Origin of the sequence: Paenibacillus sp. cl123 (genome assembly GCF_900101595.1) — a bacterium.
Taxonomy (GTDB): Bacteria; Bacillota; Bacilli; order Paenibacillales; family NBRC-103111; genus Paenibacillus_G.
In genome coordinates, this window is sequence record NZ_FMYY01000025.1 from 68,960 (window position 1) to 87,835 (window position 18,876).

General features: G+C 50.6%; 13 protein-coding genes. All 13 read left to right on the plus strand.

Features of this window, described 5'->3' with window-relative positions:
- Positions 1-5 precede the first annotated feature (5 nt).
- Positions 6-878 carry a flagellar hook-basal body protein gene (locus BLR08_RS26175; protein ID WP_072337164.1) on the plus strand — a complete coding sequence of 291 codons (873 nt, stop codon included), beginning with the start codon at positions 6-8 and terminating at the stop codon, positions 876-878.
- A gap of 28 nt (positions 879-906) precedes the next feature.
- Positions 907-1,125, plus strand: coding sequence for a DNA-directed RNA polymerase subunit beta (locus tag BLR08_RS26180; RefSeq protein ID WP_256257782.1), 219 nt, complete (start codon positions 907-909; stop codon positions 1,123-1,125).
- Positions 1,126-1,215: 90 nt separating this feature from the next.
- Positions 1,216-1,737, plus strand: coding sequence for a CDP-alcohol phosphatidyltransferase family protein (locus BLR08_RS26185; protein WP_072337168.1), 522 nt, complete (start codon positions 1,216-1,218; stop codon positions 1,735-1,737).
- Positions 1,738-1,901: 164 nt separating this feature from the next.
- A complete protein-coding gene (gene fabZ, locus BLR08_RS26190) occupies positions 1,902-2,333 on the plus strand; it encodes a 3-hydroxyacyl-ACP dehydratase FabZ (protein ID WP_072337170.1) in 432 nt (143 codons plus the stop codon).
- 72 nt (positions 2,334-2,405) lie between these two features.
- Entirely contained in the window at positions 2,406-4,115 is a 1,710-nt protein-coding gene (locus tag BLR08_RS26195; RefSeq protein WP_072337172.1) for a phospho-sugar mutase, read from the plus strand.
- Between the two features lie 18 nt (positions 4,116-4,133).
- A complete protein-coding gene (locus BLR08_RS26200) occupies positions 4,134-6,197 on the plus strand; it encodes a DUF5693 family protein (RefSeq protein WP_072337175.1) in 2,064 nt (687 codons plus the stop codon).
- The gene (gene csaB, locus BLR08_RS26205) at positions 6,170-7,297 is read left to right on the plus strand and encodes a polysaccharide pyruvyl transferase CsaB (RefSeq protein ID WP_072337177.1); all 1,128 of its coding nucleotides are present in this window, start codon (positions 6,170-6,172) and stop codon (positions 7,295-7,297) included. The genes BLR08_RS26200 and csaB overlap by 28 nt, the downstream gene beginning before the upstream one ends.
- A 261-nt stretch (positions 7,298-7,558) precedes the next feature.
- Positions 7,559-8,674, plus strand: coding sequence for a glycosyltransferase family 4 protein (locus tag BLR08_RS26210; protein WP_072337179.1), 1,116 nt, complete (start codon positions 7,559-7,561; stop codon positions 8,672-8,674).
- Between the two features lie 253 nt (positions 8,675-8,927).
- Positions 8,928-12,806 (plus strand): S-layer homology domain-containing protein, encoded by a 3,879-nt coding sequence (locus BLR08_RS26215; RefSeq protein ID WP_072337181.1) that lies wholly within the window; start codon positions 8,928-8,930, stop codon positions 12,804-12,806.
- 522 nt (positions 12,807-13,328) lie between these two features.
- On the plus strand, positions 13,329-16,427 hold the full coding sequence (locus tag BLR08_RS26220) for an S-layer homology domain-containing protein (RefSeq protein WP_072337183.1): 3,099 nt from the start codon (positions 13,329-13,331) through the stop codon (positions 16,425-16,427).
- Positions 16,428-16,498: 71 nt separating this feature from the next.
- Entirely contained in the window at positions 16,499-17,011 is a 513-nt protein-coding gene (locus BLR08_RS26225; RefSeq protein ID WP_072337185.1) for a hypothetical protein, read from the plus strand.
- A gap of 89 nt (positions 17,012-17,100) precedes the next feature.
- On the plus strand, positions 17,101-17,370 hold the full coding sequence (locus BLR08_RS26230) for an alpha/beta-type small acid-soluble spore protein (protein WP_072337188.1): 270 nt from the start codon (positions 17,101-17,103) through the stop codon (positions 17,368-17,370).
- Positions 17,371-17,627: 257 nt separating this feature from the next.
- Positions 17,628-18,833 (plus strand): methionine adenosyltransferase, encoded by a 1,206-nt coding sequence (metK, locus tag BLR08_RS26235; RefSeq protein ID WP_072337190.1) that lies wholly within the window; start codon positions 17,628-17,630, stop codon positions 18,831-18,833.
- The last annotated feature ends 43 nt before the right edge of the window (positions 18,834-18,876 follow it).

The window sequence follows — 18,876 nt, forward strand, 5'->3', positions numbered from 1 at the left end:
CTTAGATGAATAACTCGATGATCAACTCTTCGGTAAGCATGCATGCCCTGCAGCAAAAACTCGACCTGCTTGCGAACAATATATCGAATGTGAATACGACCGGCTACAAGCGGAAGGAAGCGTCGTTCCAGGACGTGCTTACGAGTGTGAAGCAGCAGCCGCAAAGCTTTCAAAAGGAAGGCCGGCTGACGCCGCTTGGGTATAATCAGGGCTGGGGCAGCAAGCTGGTGGAAGCCCAGATCAATATGGAGCAGGGCTCGCTGCAGAACACGCTGAATCCGCTTGACTTCGCCATCGAGGGCAACGGATTGTTCGAAATCGCTACGGTCACGCTGGATGCGAACAACGAGCCGGTGCAGACGGTTCGCTGGACGCGTAACGGGGCGTTCGACGTCTCTCCATCCGTCGATCCCGGAGATCCGGACGGCTATCTGACGACCAAGGACGGCCATTATATCGTGGGTACGGATAATAACCCGATCCGGGTTCCGGCGAACCACCGCTTGACCGTACAGCCTAATGGCCTGGTCATCGCCTATGATGAAACCGACCGCACCGCACCGCCGGTCGAGCTGGGCCAGATCAAGACGGTTCGGGTCGTCCGTCCTCAGCTGCTTCAGCAGGTCGGGGAGAATCTGTATGCCTTGTCAGCCGCCATAACGCCCGAGCAGCGGGAAGAGATTTTGCAGACCGTGACCGAGGAAAACAATACGGTAGATCCGATCACGGTGCGGCAAGGCTTTATCGAGCAATCGAACGTTAATCTGTCGGAAGAGATGACGGAGCTTGTGATGGTGCAGCGGGCTTTCCAGCTTAACGCGCGAGCTGTCGCATCAGCCGACCAATTGATGAATCTGGCCAATAATTTGCGCGTGTAATGGCCGTACGCAAAGCGAGGTAGACGGTTTGAGCGATAACCGAAAGAAGGCGAAGCCGGCAGCCAAAACGTGGGTCAAAGTGATCAAGGGGATCATACGATGGACGTGGGTCCCGATTGCCTGCGTGGCAGCGCTTTTCATAGGACTTTCGATTGGATATGTATATATCGGCAAGCAGCCGATGAACGAGGTATTTCACCTCTCCACTTGGCGCCATTTATTCGACCTTATATTTGCCAATACGTAAGTAGCCAGGCTTATCAAGACTCCCGCTCAGGGAGTTTTATTTTTTTCCTGATAAAGGTATAATGGATGGATGTAGGGGGGAACAAGTGCTGTGTGGAATCTGCCCAATGCCTTAACGTTATGCCGCCTTTTCCTGATTCCCGTATATGGGGTGGTTTTTGCGTCAGGTTACATCAAGAGCGCTTTCTTTGTGCTGCTCGCGGCAGGAATTACCGATGTGCTGGATGGTTATTGGGCGCGCAGGCATAATCAGGTGACAGCTCTCGGAAGTATGCTGGACCCGCTGGCGGACAAGCTGATGATGCTGACGGTTATTTTGTCGCTGGTATTTTCAGGCATGATCTCGTGGCTGGCGGCTGCAGCTATCTTTCTGCGTGACGCGGGGATGATTGTCGGTTCGGCCTTCTTCCATTTCCGCGGCAAGAAGACGGTGCCGGCCAATGCGCTTGGCAAGCTGACAACGGTGCTTTATTATGTCGCTATCCTGCTGATCGTGTTCCAGCTGCCGTTTGCCGCTGCTTATCTCTGGTTTGTGATCATCGTTTCCTTTGTGGCATCGGGACTATATATCCTGCAATTCCAATTATTGAACAAGCGCAAGGCCGAGCCATAATCAGGCTAAAGAAGAGCCCATGCCCAGCTTCCCAGCTCTTGCCGCTGAGAACCTTACGCATGAGCTCCCTTATATCAACCTTCATTACTGCAGATCATGAAGGGACAAGCGTTATTTTTTGCCAAGCAGCGCCTATTTATTCGACGAAGGGAGTTCTTATATTGATGTATGATGCGCAGCAAGTTCAGGAGATTATTCCGCACCGCTATCCGTTCCTGCTTGTAGACCGGATTCTGGAGGTGGAACCCGGCGTAAGAGCGGTCGGATTGAAAAATGTGACGATCAACGAGCCCTTCTTCCAGGGTCACTTTCCGGGCTATCCGGTTATGCCGGGCGTGCTGATCACGGAGGCTTTGGCCCAGGTCGGGGCTGTGGCACTATTGAAAGTGGAGAGCAATCAAGGTAAAATCGGGCTGCTGGCCGGCATCGACGGCTTTCGCTTCCGGGGACAGGTAAAGCCTGGGGATACGCTGATTCTCGAAGTGGTCATCACCCGGCTCAAGGGGACCATCGGCAAAGGTCAAGCTACGGCCAAGGTGAATGACAAGGTCGTCGCCGAAGGCGAAATCATGTTCGCGCTGGCCGACAAGGAATAGGCAGCTAGAGAAGTTATAGCTTCAGGGGAGTGACTGGTACATATATAAACGGGTAGAGGAGATGGATGAGGAATGAGTACGCAAACGCATGTGGAGCAGCAATATGAGCTCTGGTTGAACGACCAGGCGATCGATGAGGCTACGAAAGAGGAGCTAAAGGCTATCGCTGGGGATGCCAAGGAAATCGAGGACAGGTTCTACCGGGATCTGGAGTTTGGCACAGGCGGCCTTCGCGGGGTAATCGGCGCCGGAACGAACCGGATGAACGCTTATACGATCGCTCGCGCTACGCAAGGCTTGGCCCAATTCCTGTTGAAATCGGGGGTGGCTTCTCCTTCGGTCGTCATTGCCTACGATTCGCGCAACCAATCTCCCGAATTCGCCCTCGAGACAGCGAAGGTGCTTGCCGGGAACGGCATCAAAGCTTATGTGTTCGAATCGCTGCGGACAACTCCGGAGCTGTCCTTCGCCGTTCGATACCTGCAGGCAACAGCCGGCGTAGTCATTACGGCCAGCCATAACCCGCCCGAGTACAATGGCTACAAGGTTTACGGCCAAGACGGGGGGCAGCTGGTTCCCGATCAAGCCGAGCAAGTCATCGCCGAGATTCGCGGGGTGCAGTCCTTCGCCGATGTGCGCCGGTTGACCCGGAGCGAGGCGGAGAGCGCCCGCCTGCTGGAGTGGATCGGAGATGCCGTCGATACGGCTTACATACAGGCGGTCACCTCAGTCAGCTTGAATTCCGAACTTGTTGCGCGGATGGGAGACAACTTCCATATCGTTTTCACACCGCTGCATGGCGCCGGCAATCTATCGGTGCGCGCGGCGCTGGCGACGATCGGCTTCGAGCATGTGCATGTCGTGGCCGAGCAGGAGCAGCCTGACGCGAATTTCTCTACGGTCAAGTCGCCCAATCCCGAGGAACGCGAGGCGTTTACGCTTGCGATTCAGGAAGCCAAGCGAGTTGATGCGGATATTATTATCGGCACGGACCCGGACTGCGACCGGATGGGCGCAGTGGTCAAGGACCCGCAGGGTGAATATTTCGTGCTGACGGGCAACCAGTCGGGAGCCATCATGGTCGATTATCTGCTCCGCAGCCTGAAGGAGCGGGGTGAGCTGCCGACGAACGGCGTTGTCGTCAAGACGATCGTCACAAGCGAGATGGGCGCGGTCATCGCCCGTAATTACGGAGCGGATGTCGTCAATACATTGACCGGCTTCAAGTATATCGGCGAGAAGATGACCCAGTACGAGCGCACGGGCGAAGCGCGGTTCCTGTTCGGTTATGAGGAAAGCTACGGCTATCTGGCAGGCACCTATGCGCGGGATAAGGACGCGGTTATCGCCTCCATGCTCATCTGCGAGGCGGCGGCTTATTATAAGAGCCAAGGTAAAACGCTGTACGACGTGCTTCAGGAGCTGTATGCCCAGTACGGCTATTTCTTGGAGAAGCTGGAGTCCCGCACGCTGAAAGGCAAGGATGGCGTAGAGAAAATTCAGGCGATTATGCAGGATTGGCGTCTTCAGCCGCCTGCAGAGCTGAATGGTCTTAAGGTTGTGAAGGTCGAGGACTTCTCGCAAGGTTTGTACGGGCTGCCGATGGAGAACGTATTGAAATATACATTAGAGGACGATTCCTGGTTCTGCTTGCGCCCATCGGGTACAGAACCGAAAATCAAAGTCTACTTCGCCGTTCGCGGCGAGACGGGTGAAGCGGCTGCGCAAGCGATAGCCGGACTGACTCAGCAGGTCATGTCCCGTGTAGATCAATTTCAGTGACAAGTGGGAGCTGACAGCGTGAAGGAAAGGTATGCAAGATGGAACAAGCTGGCGATTAAAGGGCTGTGGTGGCTGGTCATTCTCGGGATGCTGGCGGCGCTTCCCGTCGCGTATGAGCGGCATCAGACGGAGCAGCAATCCGGGCGCAAGGTGGATGTCGTGTTCGATTATCGGGATCTGCTCGAAATATCGGATACGCAGCCTGACCCCCGCGGCTTTATCGAGCAGCAGCTGAAGCTGCTGCAGCAGCATGGGGTCCGTTCTCTGGCCGTGTATGAGGCTACGCTGAATGAGCTGAAGCTGAGCCGGCGCATTGAGGTTTTTTCTTCTCATGATGCTTCGGCGCTGACGCAAACTCCGATTTCACCCAACGAGAATTTCACCTATATTTTGTTCACAGATAAGGAATCGGAGCAGCGTGTGAGGGAAATGGTCGAGGCCGGCTTTGCCCAGCTGAACGTTCAGTTGCGCCCCTGGAGCTATAAGAATCAGCCGGGGATGATCATTCAGATGGCGATGGACGAAGCGTTGATGCAGACGCTGGACCCTGACTTTATCACCATGCAGAAGCTTAAGGACCAAGGCTTCTCGCTTGTCGCTCGTCTGTCCAATCGGCGTACCTTCCAAACGAACCGGGTGGATAAACTGTTAGGCGATCTCCAGGGATTGGGTGTCAAGTGGGTGATCGTCGACGGAGATTCGGTCCCGGGATTTGTCAGCGCTGAAGATACCTTGTATTTGGATAAGATGGGCGAGATGCTGCGCGAGCATCATATCGGGCTTGCGGCTATCGAGATGCAGAAAACGCCGCAAAAAGGCTTTAATGGGCTGGCCAAGCGCATCCACCATCAGGTGGTCAGGCTGCATTCCTTTACGGAGTCCGACTCGACCAAGCTGACCGAAAGCTTGACCCAAGAGGAGCTGAACGGCCGGATTCAGGGGATGGCGGACCGGTTGGTGCTGGCGGTGAAGGACCGCAATATCCGGATGCTGTTCCTCAATGCACGGGCGGTGAAAAGCGCGGAGAAAGGCAAGATCGTGAACCCGCTTGAAGCCATGTACGCGGCATTGGACGGACCGGAAGGCGCTCTGCCGCGGATTGAGAAGGCGGGTTATACGTTCGGAACGGCGCAAAGCTTCCAGCTTGTCCACTCCGGCTGGCAGACAGCCGCCAAGCTGCTCTTATGGGCAGGAGCCGTTGCCTTGATAGCCTTGACGTTGTCTTATTTCGCAGCGCAGCTTGCTCTGGCGGCATTCCTGCTCGGGATGCTGGGATCAGCCGGACTGTTCGTCCTGAGTTCCAGCTTGTTCTCGCAGGCATTGGCGCTAGGGGCGGGCACATGCGCGGCATCGCTGGCCATTATGTTCGCTTTGCAGGCTGCGCGGCGGAGGCGGGAGAAGCAGGCGTCCACAGGCTCGCTGGTGGGCTTCGCCGTGCTGCTCCTCATTCGCTCGTCGCTTATATCGGCTATCGGGATATTATTTATTGTCGGGCTATTGAACCAAATTACGTATACGCTTGTACTGGAGCAGTTCCGGGGAGTCAGCGTGCTGCACCTTGCCCCGATTGTCATCGCCGGCCTGTATTGGCTGCTGTTCGCGGAACCGATCACCCACAAGGAGCGCTTGGTGCGGGTACGAGGATTATTGTCCAAGCATATCAGCGTGCTTTGGGTGATCACTGTCGCTATTGTCGCGGCGGTCGGTTTCTATTATTTATCCAGAACGGGCAATGAAGGCACGACAACAGGGGTAGAACGCTACTTCCGTTCCTTCCTGGAGAACACGCTCGGCGTGAGACCGCGGATCAAGGAGTTCATGCTCGCGCATCCGATATTTATTCTCGGAGCCTACTTAAGCTATAAGTACAGAAATGCCACGATTTTGATTCTGCTCGGAGTCATCGGGCAAGCTTCCATTGTAGATACGTTCGCCCATCTGCATACGCCGCTTGTCATTTCCTCCATCCGTGTGGTGTACGGGCTGGCGTTCGGCATCTTGATCGGCCTCGGCCTGATCCTCGTATGGGAGATTGTCATAAGGAGTTGGCGTCGTTGGGTACCGCGAATCAACGCATCGTAATTTCAGGGTATTACGGATTTAACAACAGCGGCGACGAAGCGGTGCTTCAATCGATATTGCTGGCCCTGAAGGAACAGGGCGAGCGGCAGGGGATCAGCTTCACCCCTGTCGTTCTCTCCGTCAATCCGGAGTGGACGGCCCGGACCTATGGGGTGGAGGCCGTGCACCGGATGAGGCCGCGGGAAGTATGGCGGACTCTGCAAGGAGCGGGCGGACTGATCAGCGGCGGCGGCAGTCTGCTGCAGGATGAGACAAGCGCCAAAACGATTCCTTATTATATCGCCGTCATACGGATGGCGCAGTGGCTGGGCAAGCCGGTGTTTATCTACTCGCAGGGCATCGGACCCGTGCACCGCAAGCTGTTTTACGGCTTTATCCGTTCCGCCTTCAGCCGCTGTGAGGTTGTTACCGTGCGGGATGAGGAGTCCAAAGCTTTGCTGATGCGGATGGGAGCAGCGGAGCAGAAGATCAGCGTCGTGCCTGACCCGGTAATGGGCATGCCGCTGAAGGCAGGAGCGCATGTTCGCAAGAGCGGGCAGGGGCAGGATGCTCCTGTCGTCGGCGTATCCGTCCGTTATTGGAATGAAGACCGTTCCGAGCTGGAGGCCGTAGCGGATGCGCTCCGGCGGGTGCTGGAGCAGAGCTCCGCGCATATCCGGTTTCTTCCTTTCCATCTTCCGTCGGATGAACAGGCATCGCTGTATGTGCAGGAGCGTCTCGGGGAAATGTATAGAGGAAGAATCTCTGTAGCCGGCGGCGTCACGCATCCTCAGGATATGCTGGCGGAGGTGGCGGGCTGTCATACCCTGCTTGGGATGCGGCTGCACGCGCTGATTTATGCAGCGGGACAATATGTCCCCATGGTCGGGTTGTCCTATGATCCGAAGATTGATCAGTTTTTGAATCGCCTGGGCATGAAGCCTGCCGCTAGTACACAGCGCCCCGATGGTGAATCGATGGCCGCCGAACTGCTGGAGCATCTGCGCAGCCGGGAGTCCTGGATAGCCGCGAAGCATGAGAGGATTGTCCGTTTACAGCAAGAGGCGCAGCTGCCTGCCGAGCGAATTGCCCGGTTTTATTCGCAGTCGCCGAAGGGATAATCTTCCAGATTCACGGACTGGGGACGTTGGGTAAAAAGGTGCAGGATGCATTAGCTTTTTTCCAAAATCCTTCTCTGCGGCCGCAAGCGGGAGTGATAATGACGGGCGTGAAGGATAATGTCAATTAACCTTGAAAAACTATGAAAACCACCAGAAAACCGCCCAAATTCACGGAAAATGCGTATGGAATTTAGTGAACGGCGCGCGTATAATTTGAAGTGTTTGGGGGTTTCATAGAAAAAAGGGGTTGTGAACACGCATATGAATTGGTTATACGTGATCGGATTCGCTGCTGCATTAACGATCGCACTACTGATGACACCGCTTGTCAAACGTTTTGCCTTCCGGGTCGGAGCCGTCGATGCGCCGAATCACCGCAAGGTACATAGCCGTATTATGCCGCGGCTCGGAGGACTGGCGATTTTTATTGCTTTTGTAGCTTCTTATTTTGTTGTCTCGCCTGCTATGGACTCGCTCAAGTCGGATGTGGTATTCGGGCTGCTGGTGGGCGGAGCCATCGTCGTTCTGATCGGCGCGCTCGACGACAAGTTCGATCTATCGCCTAAAGTGAAGCTGCTCGGACAGATTCTTGCTGCCAGCGTTGTTGTATACTCGGGCGTTGTCATCGACCTGGTCAATGTTCCTTTCGGCGATCAGGTGATCTCGCTGGAATGGCTCGCCGTTCCGCTGACGATCTTCTGGATCGTGGGAGTGACCAACGCCATCAATCTCATTGACGGCCTCGATGGGCTATCGGCCGGCGTTTCCGGTATCGCGACAACAACCATTCTTATTCTTGCCTTGATGATGGGCAACGTGACTGTCGTCTTGTTATGTACGCTTTTGCTGGGAAGCATCTGCGGCTTCTTATTCTATAATTTTCATCCCGCCAAGATTTTTATGGGCGACTCGGGAGCGTTGTTTCTCGGATTTACCTTGGCAACCTTATCGGTACTTGGTTTCAAGCAAGCGACGGTCGTCTCCTTGCTGGTGCCGATCATGATTCTGGGCGTTCCTTTATCCGACACGTTCTTCGCCATCATGCGGCGCTGGGTTAACAACTTGCCGATCTCGGTAGCCGACAAGAGTCATCTGCATCATTGCCTGCTGCAGCTGGGCTTCAGCCATCGTTCGACCGTCTTGATTATTTATGGCATCGCTGCTGTATTCGGTTCTTCTGCGGTACTGCTATCGTATATGTCTCAGCAGGAGACATTATGGGGAACAGTGCTTCTTGTCGTCATTCTTCTATGTGTGCTGGTGCTTGGGGCCGAGGCAATCGGCATTATCAGCAAGACGAAGAAGCCGGTGCTGCGGTTTTTGAACAAACTAGGCTTGAAAGCCAACTTGATCAACGCCAAGTCCAGAAACAATTAAATAAGACTTCGTACATCCCGGGTCCTATGGACTCGGGATTTTTTGTCGTTGACTCGGAGGAAATGCTAAATATTTGATGGCTATGAGCCGATAACAAAGGTACATGAAACTTTTCCTCGACCGAGGCGATAGGGATAAGAGCTGAAGGGAGGCCCCTGTATTCTGCACAGGATATCGTTCGTTATGAGGAACGGGCGATGAAAGCTGCTTGTCACGAACTTAAATTATTTAGCTCAGCAAGGAGGAGTACAACTTGAAACGCCAAGCGACCCGCACAACATCCGCATTGCTCATACTCGCTATGCTGCTCACGCTTTGGACGCCACTTACAGCCAATGCGGCGACTGCGGTTACGATTGCCATCTCTAACCTGAACAATGTGTCCGCACCTCTGACCGGTGACGAAAATAAACCGTCGTCGGGCAATACGATCGATACATTTACAACCAATCCGATTACGATCACGGCTAACTTTGCCGGTATTCCGGATAATCAGGTTCAGGGTATTTACCTTCGGATTACGAATACAACGACGTTGAAGGTTTCCGAGGACAAAACGATCAAGCCCGTTCAAAACGGCAGCGAGATTACCTTCAGTAATGTGCTGCTGACTCAGGGCCTCAATAAAATTGAGCTTAAGCATGATTCTTTCGGCTACACATCGGTACCAGGCTGGGCAAACTTTTCCGCTGCCATGTCGATCAGCGACCTGGCGCTGAACGAACAGCCGCTCGTGGAGAACTCCACCGTGCTGAAAACAGGCAATCTGCAGTCCATCACAGGAACGGCGGCTAATGCAGATGAGATCACCCTGTATCTGAATGGGGACGCTTATTACCCAGCCAGCTTTGCCCGCAATAAATTTACCTTCTATTTTAATACGGGCCGTGTCAGCGACATGAAGCTGAAGCCCGGGAATAATGAGCTTACCTTTGTCGCCAAGCAGGGGAACAATACGTACTCGCTGAAGCGAAAGTTTATTTATGATAACGGCGCTGCATATCCTTATGACATCGCCGTATCCGGCCTGACTTCTCCGCTCAATTGGAAAGAAGTGATTCAAAGGCCTTCGATTGAAACGGAAGGCATCACGGATGTATCGGTACGTATGAAGCTGAAGACGATCACTTCGGCGGTATACGATTACGAATATGCCTATATTTCTTTGGCGGGTATGGAGAGCCAATACAAGGTTCGTTATGATTTCATTAATAAAAGCTTCTCCGTGTTGTCCAGCTCGGCCTCGCCTGTTCTAAACAGTGGGAATGCGGGGACTAACATCTTAACGCCTCCGGTCGTCGTGTCCGGTGATTTTGCTACGCACGATATTAAGATCGATCTTCCAATAGCTGTCGGAAGCCAGACGCAGATCCTAAAGGTTCAGTACGAAGATACGAACTATCGTTTGGATCCGGTTGAAGAGCTGTATTACTTTGATTTTGTTGATAAAAATAAGCCTTATATCGACGGGGATGTGCAATTGATCGTCGACGAGGCGAACAATCGGACCGTGGCCTTGAATAAGCCTGATGGCAGCACGCAAATTAACCGGTTTCCTTCCAAGCTGCGTGTGTTGACAAAAAATTCAACGCAAGTTCTGGTAAGAGTGAACGGCCAGCCTTATGATGACCAAGATCCGGATACGGCTAACAGCGGCGGTTTATACACAATTACTCCGTATGACGTGGCAAGCGGGACGGGAATGGCCGAGGTTACCCTGAAGGGCATATCGGATGGGCAAACCCTGCTCGAAGTCATTCCTTATGACGGAAGCGGAGCATGGCCGGCTTCAACGAAAACGTATAACCTGCAAATCTCTTCTTCACCGCTGCTGATCCTGGATAACGTATATAATGGTATGGTTATCACGAACAAGGATCAGTTGAGATGCGGCCTGGAGCAGCCTTGTATTTCCGGTCGGCTGATGAACCGGGCTGGTGCTCCGGTTGACGTCATGCTTAACGGGTATACGCTGACGCCTGACTTTGATCCTGCTGCACCGGAAAGCTTTAAAATATCTAATACTCAGCTAAATGCGAGCGGTGCGCTGGAGCAGGATGGAAAAAAAGTGCTGACCTTTACTATCAAGGTCGGTACGCAAGAAGTTGTATTCAAATACGAGTTTTTTATCATATCCGACAACGGGCCGTCCATTACGATGTTCGATCTGGACTATAACGTCAGCGATCCTAGATTTGTGAAGACCACAACCGGCTACACCACCACGGCAACTCAAATCAACCTTGTCGGTCAAGTGGTTAGGGGCACGATGAATCCGGTCATCACGATGAGCGTACAACTGCCGGGTACGTCTACAGAGTCGGTACTGACGACGACAGAGACAAATATCAGCGACACGCCGCGAACGGTTCAGATTCGATTGGACAAGTATGATTTCCCGGCCAACACCTACGGCGAGTTTATTTTTACTTTGAAGGCCAGGGCGAATAACGGCTCCGAGATTCGTCAGCAGGTTCGCATCAAACGCGAGCCGCAGCCGTATCGGATCATTGATCCGTTGTCAGTTGGTCTGACGCTGCAGGATCTTGTATTGGTGAAGAACTCGGCGGGTAAAAGCCAGTTGAATATCAATAAAAACTATATGACGCTTTACATCTATGCCGAGAAGGCGACCAAGGTTCTTGTCGGCAAAGAAGAAGCGGCAGAGCAAAAGGCTTACCCGGGTTTGTTCCGGTATGATGTAAAAAATCTGAAGGCCGGCGCTAATGAAATCAAATTCACAATTGTACGAGGCGATAATCAGCAGGCGGGTTCGATCGTGCTGAATAATACGAATACGGCTATCGAAGGCTTGCAGTATAAAGCCAAGATGGCGAATTCCTTCAATGTATTCAGCGGCGATATCAAGCTGACGTTCCCTAAGGATACGAAGCTTATTCGCAATGACCGCAACGATAAATTTATCACTTCGGAGAGAAGTTTGCTGTTTGGTATTGCCAGCACGGTGGATGGTCGCGTTGAGAAAAGCGAGACCCCGGCTTTTAAGGACTTCCTGGTCGAAAAAACGGGTAGATTCCGCCCTGCGAGCAAGCGGTACTGGATCGACGCGGGAACAATCGAGGATATCTCCGATGTGGACCCCGAACGTGAGAATCTGATGACGCAAGCGCTCGTCAAGGGCGGCGGCCGGCTGCCGACGGAAAGATCGGATATTAACTCGGCGCTGGGTCAATTCCATAACCGCGACATCAAGTACCTGGTCGTTCCCAGCAAGCCGGGGACGTTGACCTTGAAATTTGACTCGATAATTCGGGATGAAGCCTGGAGATATCTCAGTGTGTTCCAATACAATGTATTTGAGAATCCGAATGGCGGTTTGATGCCGCGTTATCCTAATGGAGAGTGGAAGAACCTCGGGGGTGTCGTGAATACGAAGGATAATTCCATTACGGTGTCCATCGACTCGTTTGGCTACTTCCAGGTCATGTACATGGATAACGGCTTCGGCGATCTCGATACAGCCTCCAACAAGCACTGGGCGAAGCTTTATATAGAAGCTTTGTATTCCAAAGGGATTATGCGCAGCAAGGATACGGAGCCTAACCGCTTCCTTCCGGATGAATATATAACCCGAGGCGAATTCGTGCAAATGCTGGTCAGCATCTTCGATCTGCCTTTGGAAAACCCGGATACGCGGGTTGATACAAGCGATCGTACCTATAATGGTATGTTTTTCGATGTACCGCGGGGCAGTGACCTGCGGGATGGCTTCGGCTTGTACGACTTCAAGCATATTGAGGCGGCTGCCCGCGCAGGTATCGTGAGAGGGACGGCTGGCAATATTTTCGGCCATGACCAGACGTTGACGCGCTCCCAAGCGGCGCTGATGATTGCCCGCGCGTCTGACTTAAAGCTTATTACAGATGTAAATAAGGCTTCGCAGGCTCTTCAGAAGGCATTTACGGATGGCGTGACGATCACTGATCCTGAGTTCGTTCCTGCTATCGAGGCGGTCACCAAAGCGAAGCTGATGGATGGCATTCCAAATGATCTGCTTGAAGGGCAGACGAAGACTACGGTTAGATTCGACGGCGGCTCCAACATTACGAGAGCTCAAGCTGCCGCTATCGCTTATCGTGTCCTTCAACAGCAAAAGAAATTCCCTAAATAACAAGGCGCAAAGAAAAGACATCCGGAGCAGTCATTCGCCGTTTCGGATGTCTTTTTTCTGTTGAGATATAATTAGGACTGGGCCAAGCTGAATCTATACGATGAGTATGGCATATGGAAAATACTTAGTAATGACGCAGTTGATATATCAGGTGTATACTAGGTTTCGTAAGCGAGCGGCGCACGAAAAGATAGGAAAAAGTGAGGCCGAGCTTGCAAAGCGCCGATGATAAAAATAAAAAAAGTTTTTTTCAAAGAGCGCAACTTTTCAAAGAACCTTGCGTTTAATACAGTGAAACACAGGGCGCGAGGAAAACGCGAGGAAAGAGTAAGGTTTGGATAATATTCACAAAATCCGCTCTTTACCTTTGCTGTCAAGTCGGTGTATAATGTTCAATGGTATGCAAGTCCTGGGTTTGTCCATTATTAGTGTTTACTAGTTTCTGCAATCTTATACATTGCAGACTTAACTAAGTTAAATTCATTTTGCTCGCTCAACTCTGGGAAGGGGGTGAATCGGCTAATGAGGGAATCGAGCTATAATTTATCTAAAGAAAACTCTCAACAACCGAAAGATATTCGAGGAGGAGAAAAAAAGGTTATGAAAAAAAGTTTATCCGCAATCCTGTCTCTGGCTATGGCATTCTCGATGTTTTCTTCCGTTGCATTTGGTGCGGAAGACGCTGCAGCTAAGAAATCGTCCGCTGACTTCGACGATCTGAAAGATCTTACTGCAGAACAAAAAGTAATCTTCGACGAACTGATCGGCGCTGGCGTATTTGACGGCGTAGCTGAAAAAGAGTTCGGCCTGAAGGACAAAATGAACCGCGCTCAATTCGCAAAGGTTGCAGCTTTGATCTTCGACCTTGAAGTTGACGCGTCTGTTAAAACTTCCAGCTTCTCCGATGTTAAAGCAGAAGATCCAGCTAACGGCTACGCTCTTCCTTACATCGAAGCTCTGAAAGCAGCTGGCCTGACTGACGGCTACGCTCCTGGACAATACAACCCTGCTGGCGAAGTTACTAAGCAAGAACTCGCAACTTTCTTGGTTCGCGGTCTTGGCTGGGAAGCTGACGCTAAAGCAAGCGCAGGCGTAAGCGACAAAACAGTTTCTGACTGGGCTAAAGGCTATGTAGCTGTAGCGATCGAAAAGAAAATCATGACTAGCGGCGAAGACGGCACTTTCGGTGGTACTTCCGCAGCAACTCGTGACATCTTGGTTCTTTCCTCCTACGCTGCTGACAAGGCTTATGTACCACAAGGCGTAGTGAACGTAACTGAAGCTAAAGCAGTTGGCGTTCAAAAAGTTGAAGTAACTTTCAACAAACCGGTTGATACTGATAAAGCTAAGCTCGAGCTGAAAGCTGGTTCCAGCGTTGTGGCAACTGATGTTAAATTTGCTGATGACAAAAAATCCGCAACTTTGACACTGAAGGACAACCTGAAGATTCGCGAAGGCGACTACACAGTAACTCTGTCCGGTTACGATGCTGCGGCAGTTGGCAAAACAGTTGCTGAGTTCAAAGGCGAAAACGAGAAGCTTGTTAAAATCGACTTCTTGAACAGCAACGAAACACTTGCTAAATCCAAAAAAGCGGTTGTTAAGATCAAAGCTTCCAACCAATACGGTGAGAATGCTTCCTTGTCCGCAGGCAGCTACACAGTGTATGCAGGTAACAACAATGATGCATACGTGAAGCTTGTAAAGAACACTGCAGGCGAACTGCTTCTGACTCTTGATATCGACAAGGATTCGTATCAATCCGGCTACGGTATCGTTCCTGTTAACATCTACGAGAACGATTCCCGTATCAATGCTACTAAAAACTTTAAAGTTGGTACTTCTCCGTTCATCAGCAAAATTGAACTGGGCAATGCAAGATACTCCAACAATAAAGATTCCTTGGCAACTAAAGGCGAGTCCGTATACTACGACGTAGTTAACTACGATCAATACGGTAACATCGTACCTTTCAACAACACAGAAGCAGAGAAAAGCAACACAAACGTTCAAATTATCGGTTATGAGCCAAATCTTAAATCGGAAGTTGGCGACTATAACAGCGACGAAATTCTCGAAGTTAAGTTGTACCTCAGCCAAAATGTTGACAAAGCTGGCGAATACACGTTCTCCGTACACAACCAAGCAGGTCGGGTAACAGGTACAGTTCAAATCAAGTCGACTAAAGTTGCTACTAAGATTGAACTGGGCGAACTGAAAGATTCCAACGTAGCTGCTGGTGACACAGAAGCGTTCATGGACCTCGTTGCTTATGATGCAGATGGCAACAAGCTGAGCCTTGAAGACGTGACTAACGATGAGAACCTGAAACGCATCAAAGTTTCCTCCTCCTTTGGTAAAGCTGCAATCGAAACTGCAGGTGAAAACAGAGGTAAAATCAGACTGAGCGAACTGCCGACAAATTCGAAAACTGTATTTACAGTTAGCGCACAAATCGCAGAGCCAGGCGTGTTCGACAACAAATGGAAGCAAGTAACTGTACAACCTGCTCGTTATCCAGATAGCTTCAAAGTTGTAACTGATCCTGCTAGAAAGATCGTTTCCGGTGCGGACAGCGCGTTCAAGATTCAAGTTCTTGACCAATACGGTAAAGAACTGAAAGTACTGAAAAATGTTGACCAAAACGGCAACGTATCCAGCTCTGGTGCTTCTTATACAGTTGCTGTAACAACTGCAACTTATGGCAGTGGTATGTCGATCGACTATCATACTGATGCTGATGCGTTCGAAAGCCGTGGTAACAGCTTTACTGTAACGGGTGCTGAAGTTGAGCAATTGAACAAAGAGCACAAGTTCAAATACAATGGTGCAGGCAATACAGCAGATGCCATTGAAATCACTATGCAAATTCTTAAGAACAACGTAGAAATCTCCAAAATTAGCCGTAAGATCGAAGCAATCACCGCTAACGAGTCTTTGAACTACTCGGTTGAAGCAGTGAAAGATCTGTTCAATGCAGTCGACAATGGTACCGTAGTAGCTTCGACTTATGGTCCAGGCCAAGATATCTCTCGTGAAACACAAAGAGAAGCAACAGAAAGCAAACTGGCAAGAGAAGTGAAGGTTGTAGCTACGGATGCAGCAGGTAACAAGGTTGCTATTCCAAAAACAGTTACTTCGATTACCGGTGACTCCTCTGTGGTTAAAACTGGCGTAAAAGATAACAAAGGCTTTGTAATTGGTTATAAGAAAGGTACTTCGACTCTGAACATTGGCTTTAAAAACAACAAGGGCGAAACGCTTTTGAGAACTGTTTCGGTCAATGTTAAAGACGAAGCTATCAAGACTACCAAAATTACAGCTAAATCTTCCGTTAAGAAGTCTGATCTTCCACAAGGCGCCAACGTATTCGTGGCTGCAGAAATTAAAGTTACAGATAACTACGATGTAACTTATGAGAAAGCTGATGCTCAAAAGTACAACTACCTGCTCGGCGTTGTATTCACTGTAACTAACGTAAGAAATGCAGCTGGTGAGCAAGCAACAGGAACTGTAACGATCGATAAGTACGGCGTTATCTCCTACACAGGTACTGATGTTGCTTCCTTTGACATCGTAGCTAACACGCTTGGTCAATCCGTAAGCGTCCCTGTAAAATAATTAACTTAAGTTAAAGAGGAGACCCGCAAGGGTCTTCTTTTTATTAAAAGAACAATTTTCGGAGGACTTAAATGAAAACTAAGCATTTTGTTATGCTTTTTGTTTTTTTATCCTTGATTTCGTTTACGGCTTTTGGACAGGCAAGTGGCGGGACTACCAGTGAGCCAGGTTCTGTAGATGATCCATTGGTGACAAAGAGTTACTTAGAGCAAAAATTAAATGATATCCTATCGAACAAATCACAAGTCGATAAATCAACGTCAACCGAAACCGAAGTTTCAAGCAATAATTTAACTATCGTAGAATTGAAACAAAACCAAACCCTCTACGGAGGTTCCGGCTCCGAAATCATCGTACGCAGCGGCAAGGTTCTCGCCGTAAGCTCGGATGAAAGCGGTATGGCCGATGTGACTATCGGCAAAGACATAACGGCAGGCATGCCTGTCGAGCTAAACCACTTACTTATCGTTCCGCGTGAGGGACGAGGCATTAAGCCAGACCCCAAGAACAAGCAGGACATATTTGTTATGGTTCGCGGGAGCTATTCGATTGTTGATGCAGATGGCAAAAAAGTTACTCCATAATTTTACCCGTACGACCAAAAGTTCATACGTGTTAGTGTCTCCATAACAAGAGATAATAAGCCCACATCATCCACGAGGAGGCTTCTGACATGGCCAAGAATAACAAGAAAGTCGTACCGGAAAGTGGTAAAGCGCTGGATATCCTCAAATATGAAATTGCCGCCGAGCTTGGATTGCCGGTAGGGAAGCAAGTGGCCAATTTAAACGTGGAATTTGCTACAGAGCTGGGGGCGATCCCTTCCCAATCAGTGAAAGAAGACTACTGGGGACATATCGCTTCTAGGGATACCGGTGCTGTGGGCGGGACTATCACGGCAAGGCTGATAAGAAAAGCGGAAGAAACGTTGTTTAGCTTGTAGTAAACCAAGCAAAGGCCTTATTTCAAAAAATAGGTTTATTCTATGTTAATTTTCCGCGTCAGCCCTCCAATCCATTGACACTATGGGACAAATCCAGTAACATAAAAAATGAAGGTAAACATTAAAGAAACCTTTTCCACTCGGAAAAGGTTGATTTTTTTGTATGTGAACATCCTGTATTTGGTCGCACGTCCCGGTGAGGGCTTCGATATAATTTTGTTTCATTTATCTATACTAGCAGTAGGAGGTTATTACTAATGTCTATTCCAACCGGTCGTCGTTTGTTTACATCCGAGTCCGTTACTGAAGGTCACCCTGACAAGATCTGTGACCAGATTTCCGATTCTGTGCTTGATGCGTTTCTGGCTAATGACCCCAATGCCCGTGTAGCTTGTGAAGTATCTGTTGCTACGGGTCTTGTATTGGTAATCGGTGAGATCTCCAGCCGCTCCGAGTACGTAGATATTCAATCGATCGCACGCCAGACGGTTAAAGATATCGGCTACACACGTGCGAAATATGGCTTTGATTCCTCGACATGCGCAGTTCTCGTTTCGCTCAATGAGCAGTCGCCTGACATCGCTCAAGGGGTTAACCAAGCGCTGGAAGCTCGTGAGGGCCAGATGTCCGATGATCAGATCGAGGCTATCGGAGCAGGCGACCAAGGGATGATGTTCGGCTTTGCAGTAAATGAAACGCCTGAGCTAATGCCTCTGCCCATTTCCTTGTCTCACCAGCTTTCCCGTCGTTTGTCCGAGGTTCGCAAGAACGGTACGTTGGAATACTTGCGTCCTGACGGCAAAACTCAAGTGACGGTAGAATACGAAGGCAATAAGCCGGTTCGTGTGGATACGATCGTTATTTCCACGCAGCATGCGGAAGAAATTACACTGGAGCAAATCCAGGCTGACATTAAAGAACATGTCATCAAGCCGGTTGTTCCGGATCACTTGATCGACGCGGATACGAAATACTTCATCAACCCGACAGGACGCTTCGTAATCGGCGGACCGCAAGGGGATGCCGGGCTGACAGGCCGTAAGATTATCGTTGATACGTATGGCGGTTACGCCCGCCATGGCGGCGGCGCTTTCTCGGGTAAGGATCCGACGAAGGTTGACCGTTCCGGAGCTTATGCTGCACGTTATGTTGCGAAGAACATCGTAGCAGCGGGTCTTGCCGATAAGTGTGAGGTTCAGCTCGCCTATGCGATCGGTGTGGCCAAGCCGGTTTCGATCTCTGTCGATACATTTGGGACAGGCAAAGTCAGCGAAGAAAAGCTGGTGGAAATTGTCCGTAATAACTTCGACCTGCGTCCTGCAGGCATTATCAAAATGCTGGACCTGCGTCGCCCGATCTACAAGCAGACAGCAGCGTACGGACATTTCGGCCGTACCGACATCGATCTGCCTTGGGAGCGCACGGATAAAGCCGAGCAGCTTAAAGCGGACGCGCAGCTCTAAACGAAAAGTGTGCAAACGCGTACCCACAAGCGTATTAGATTTA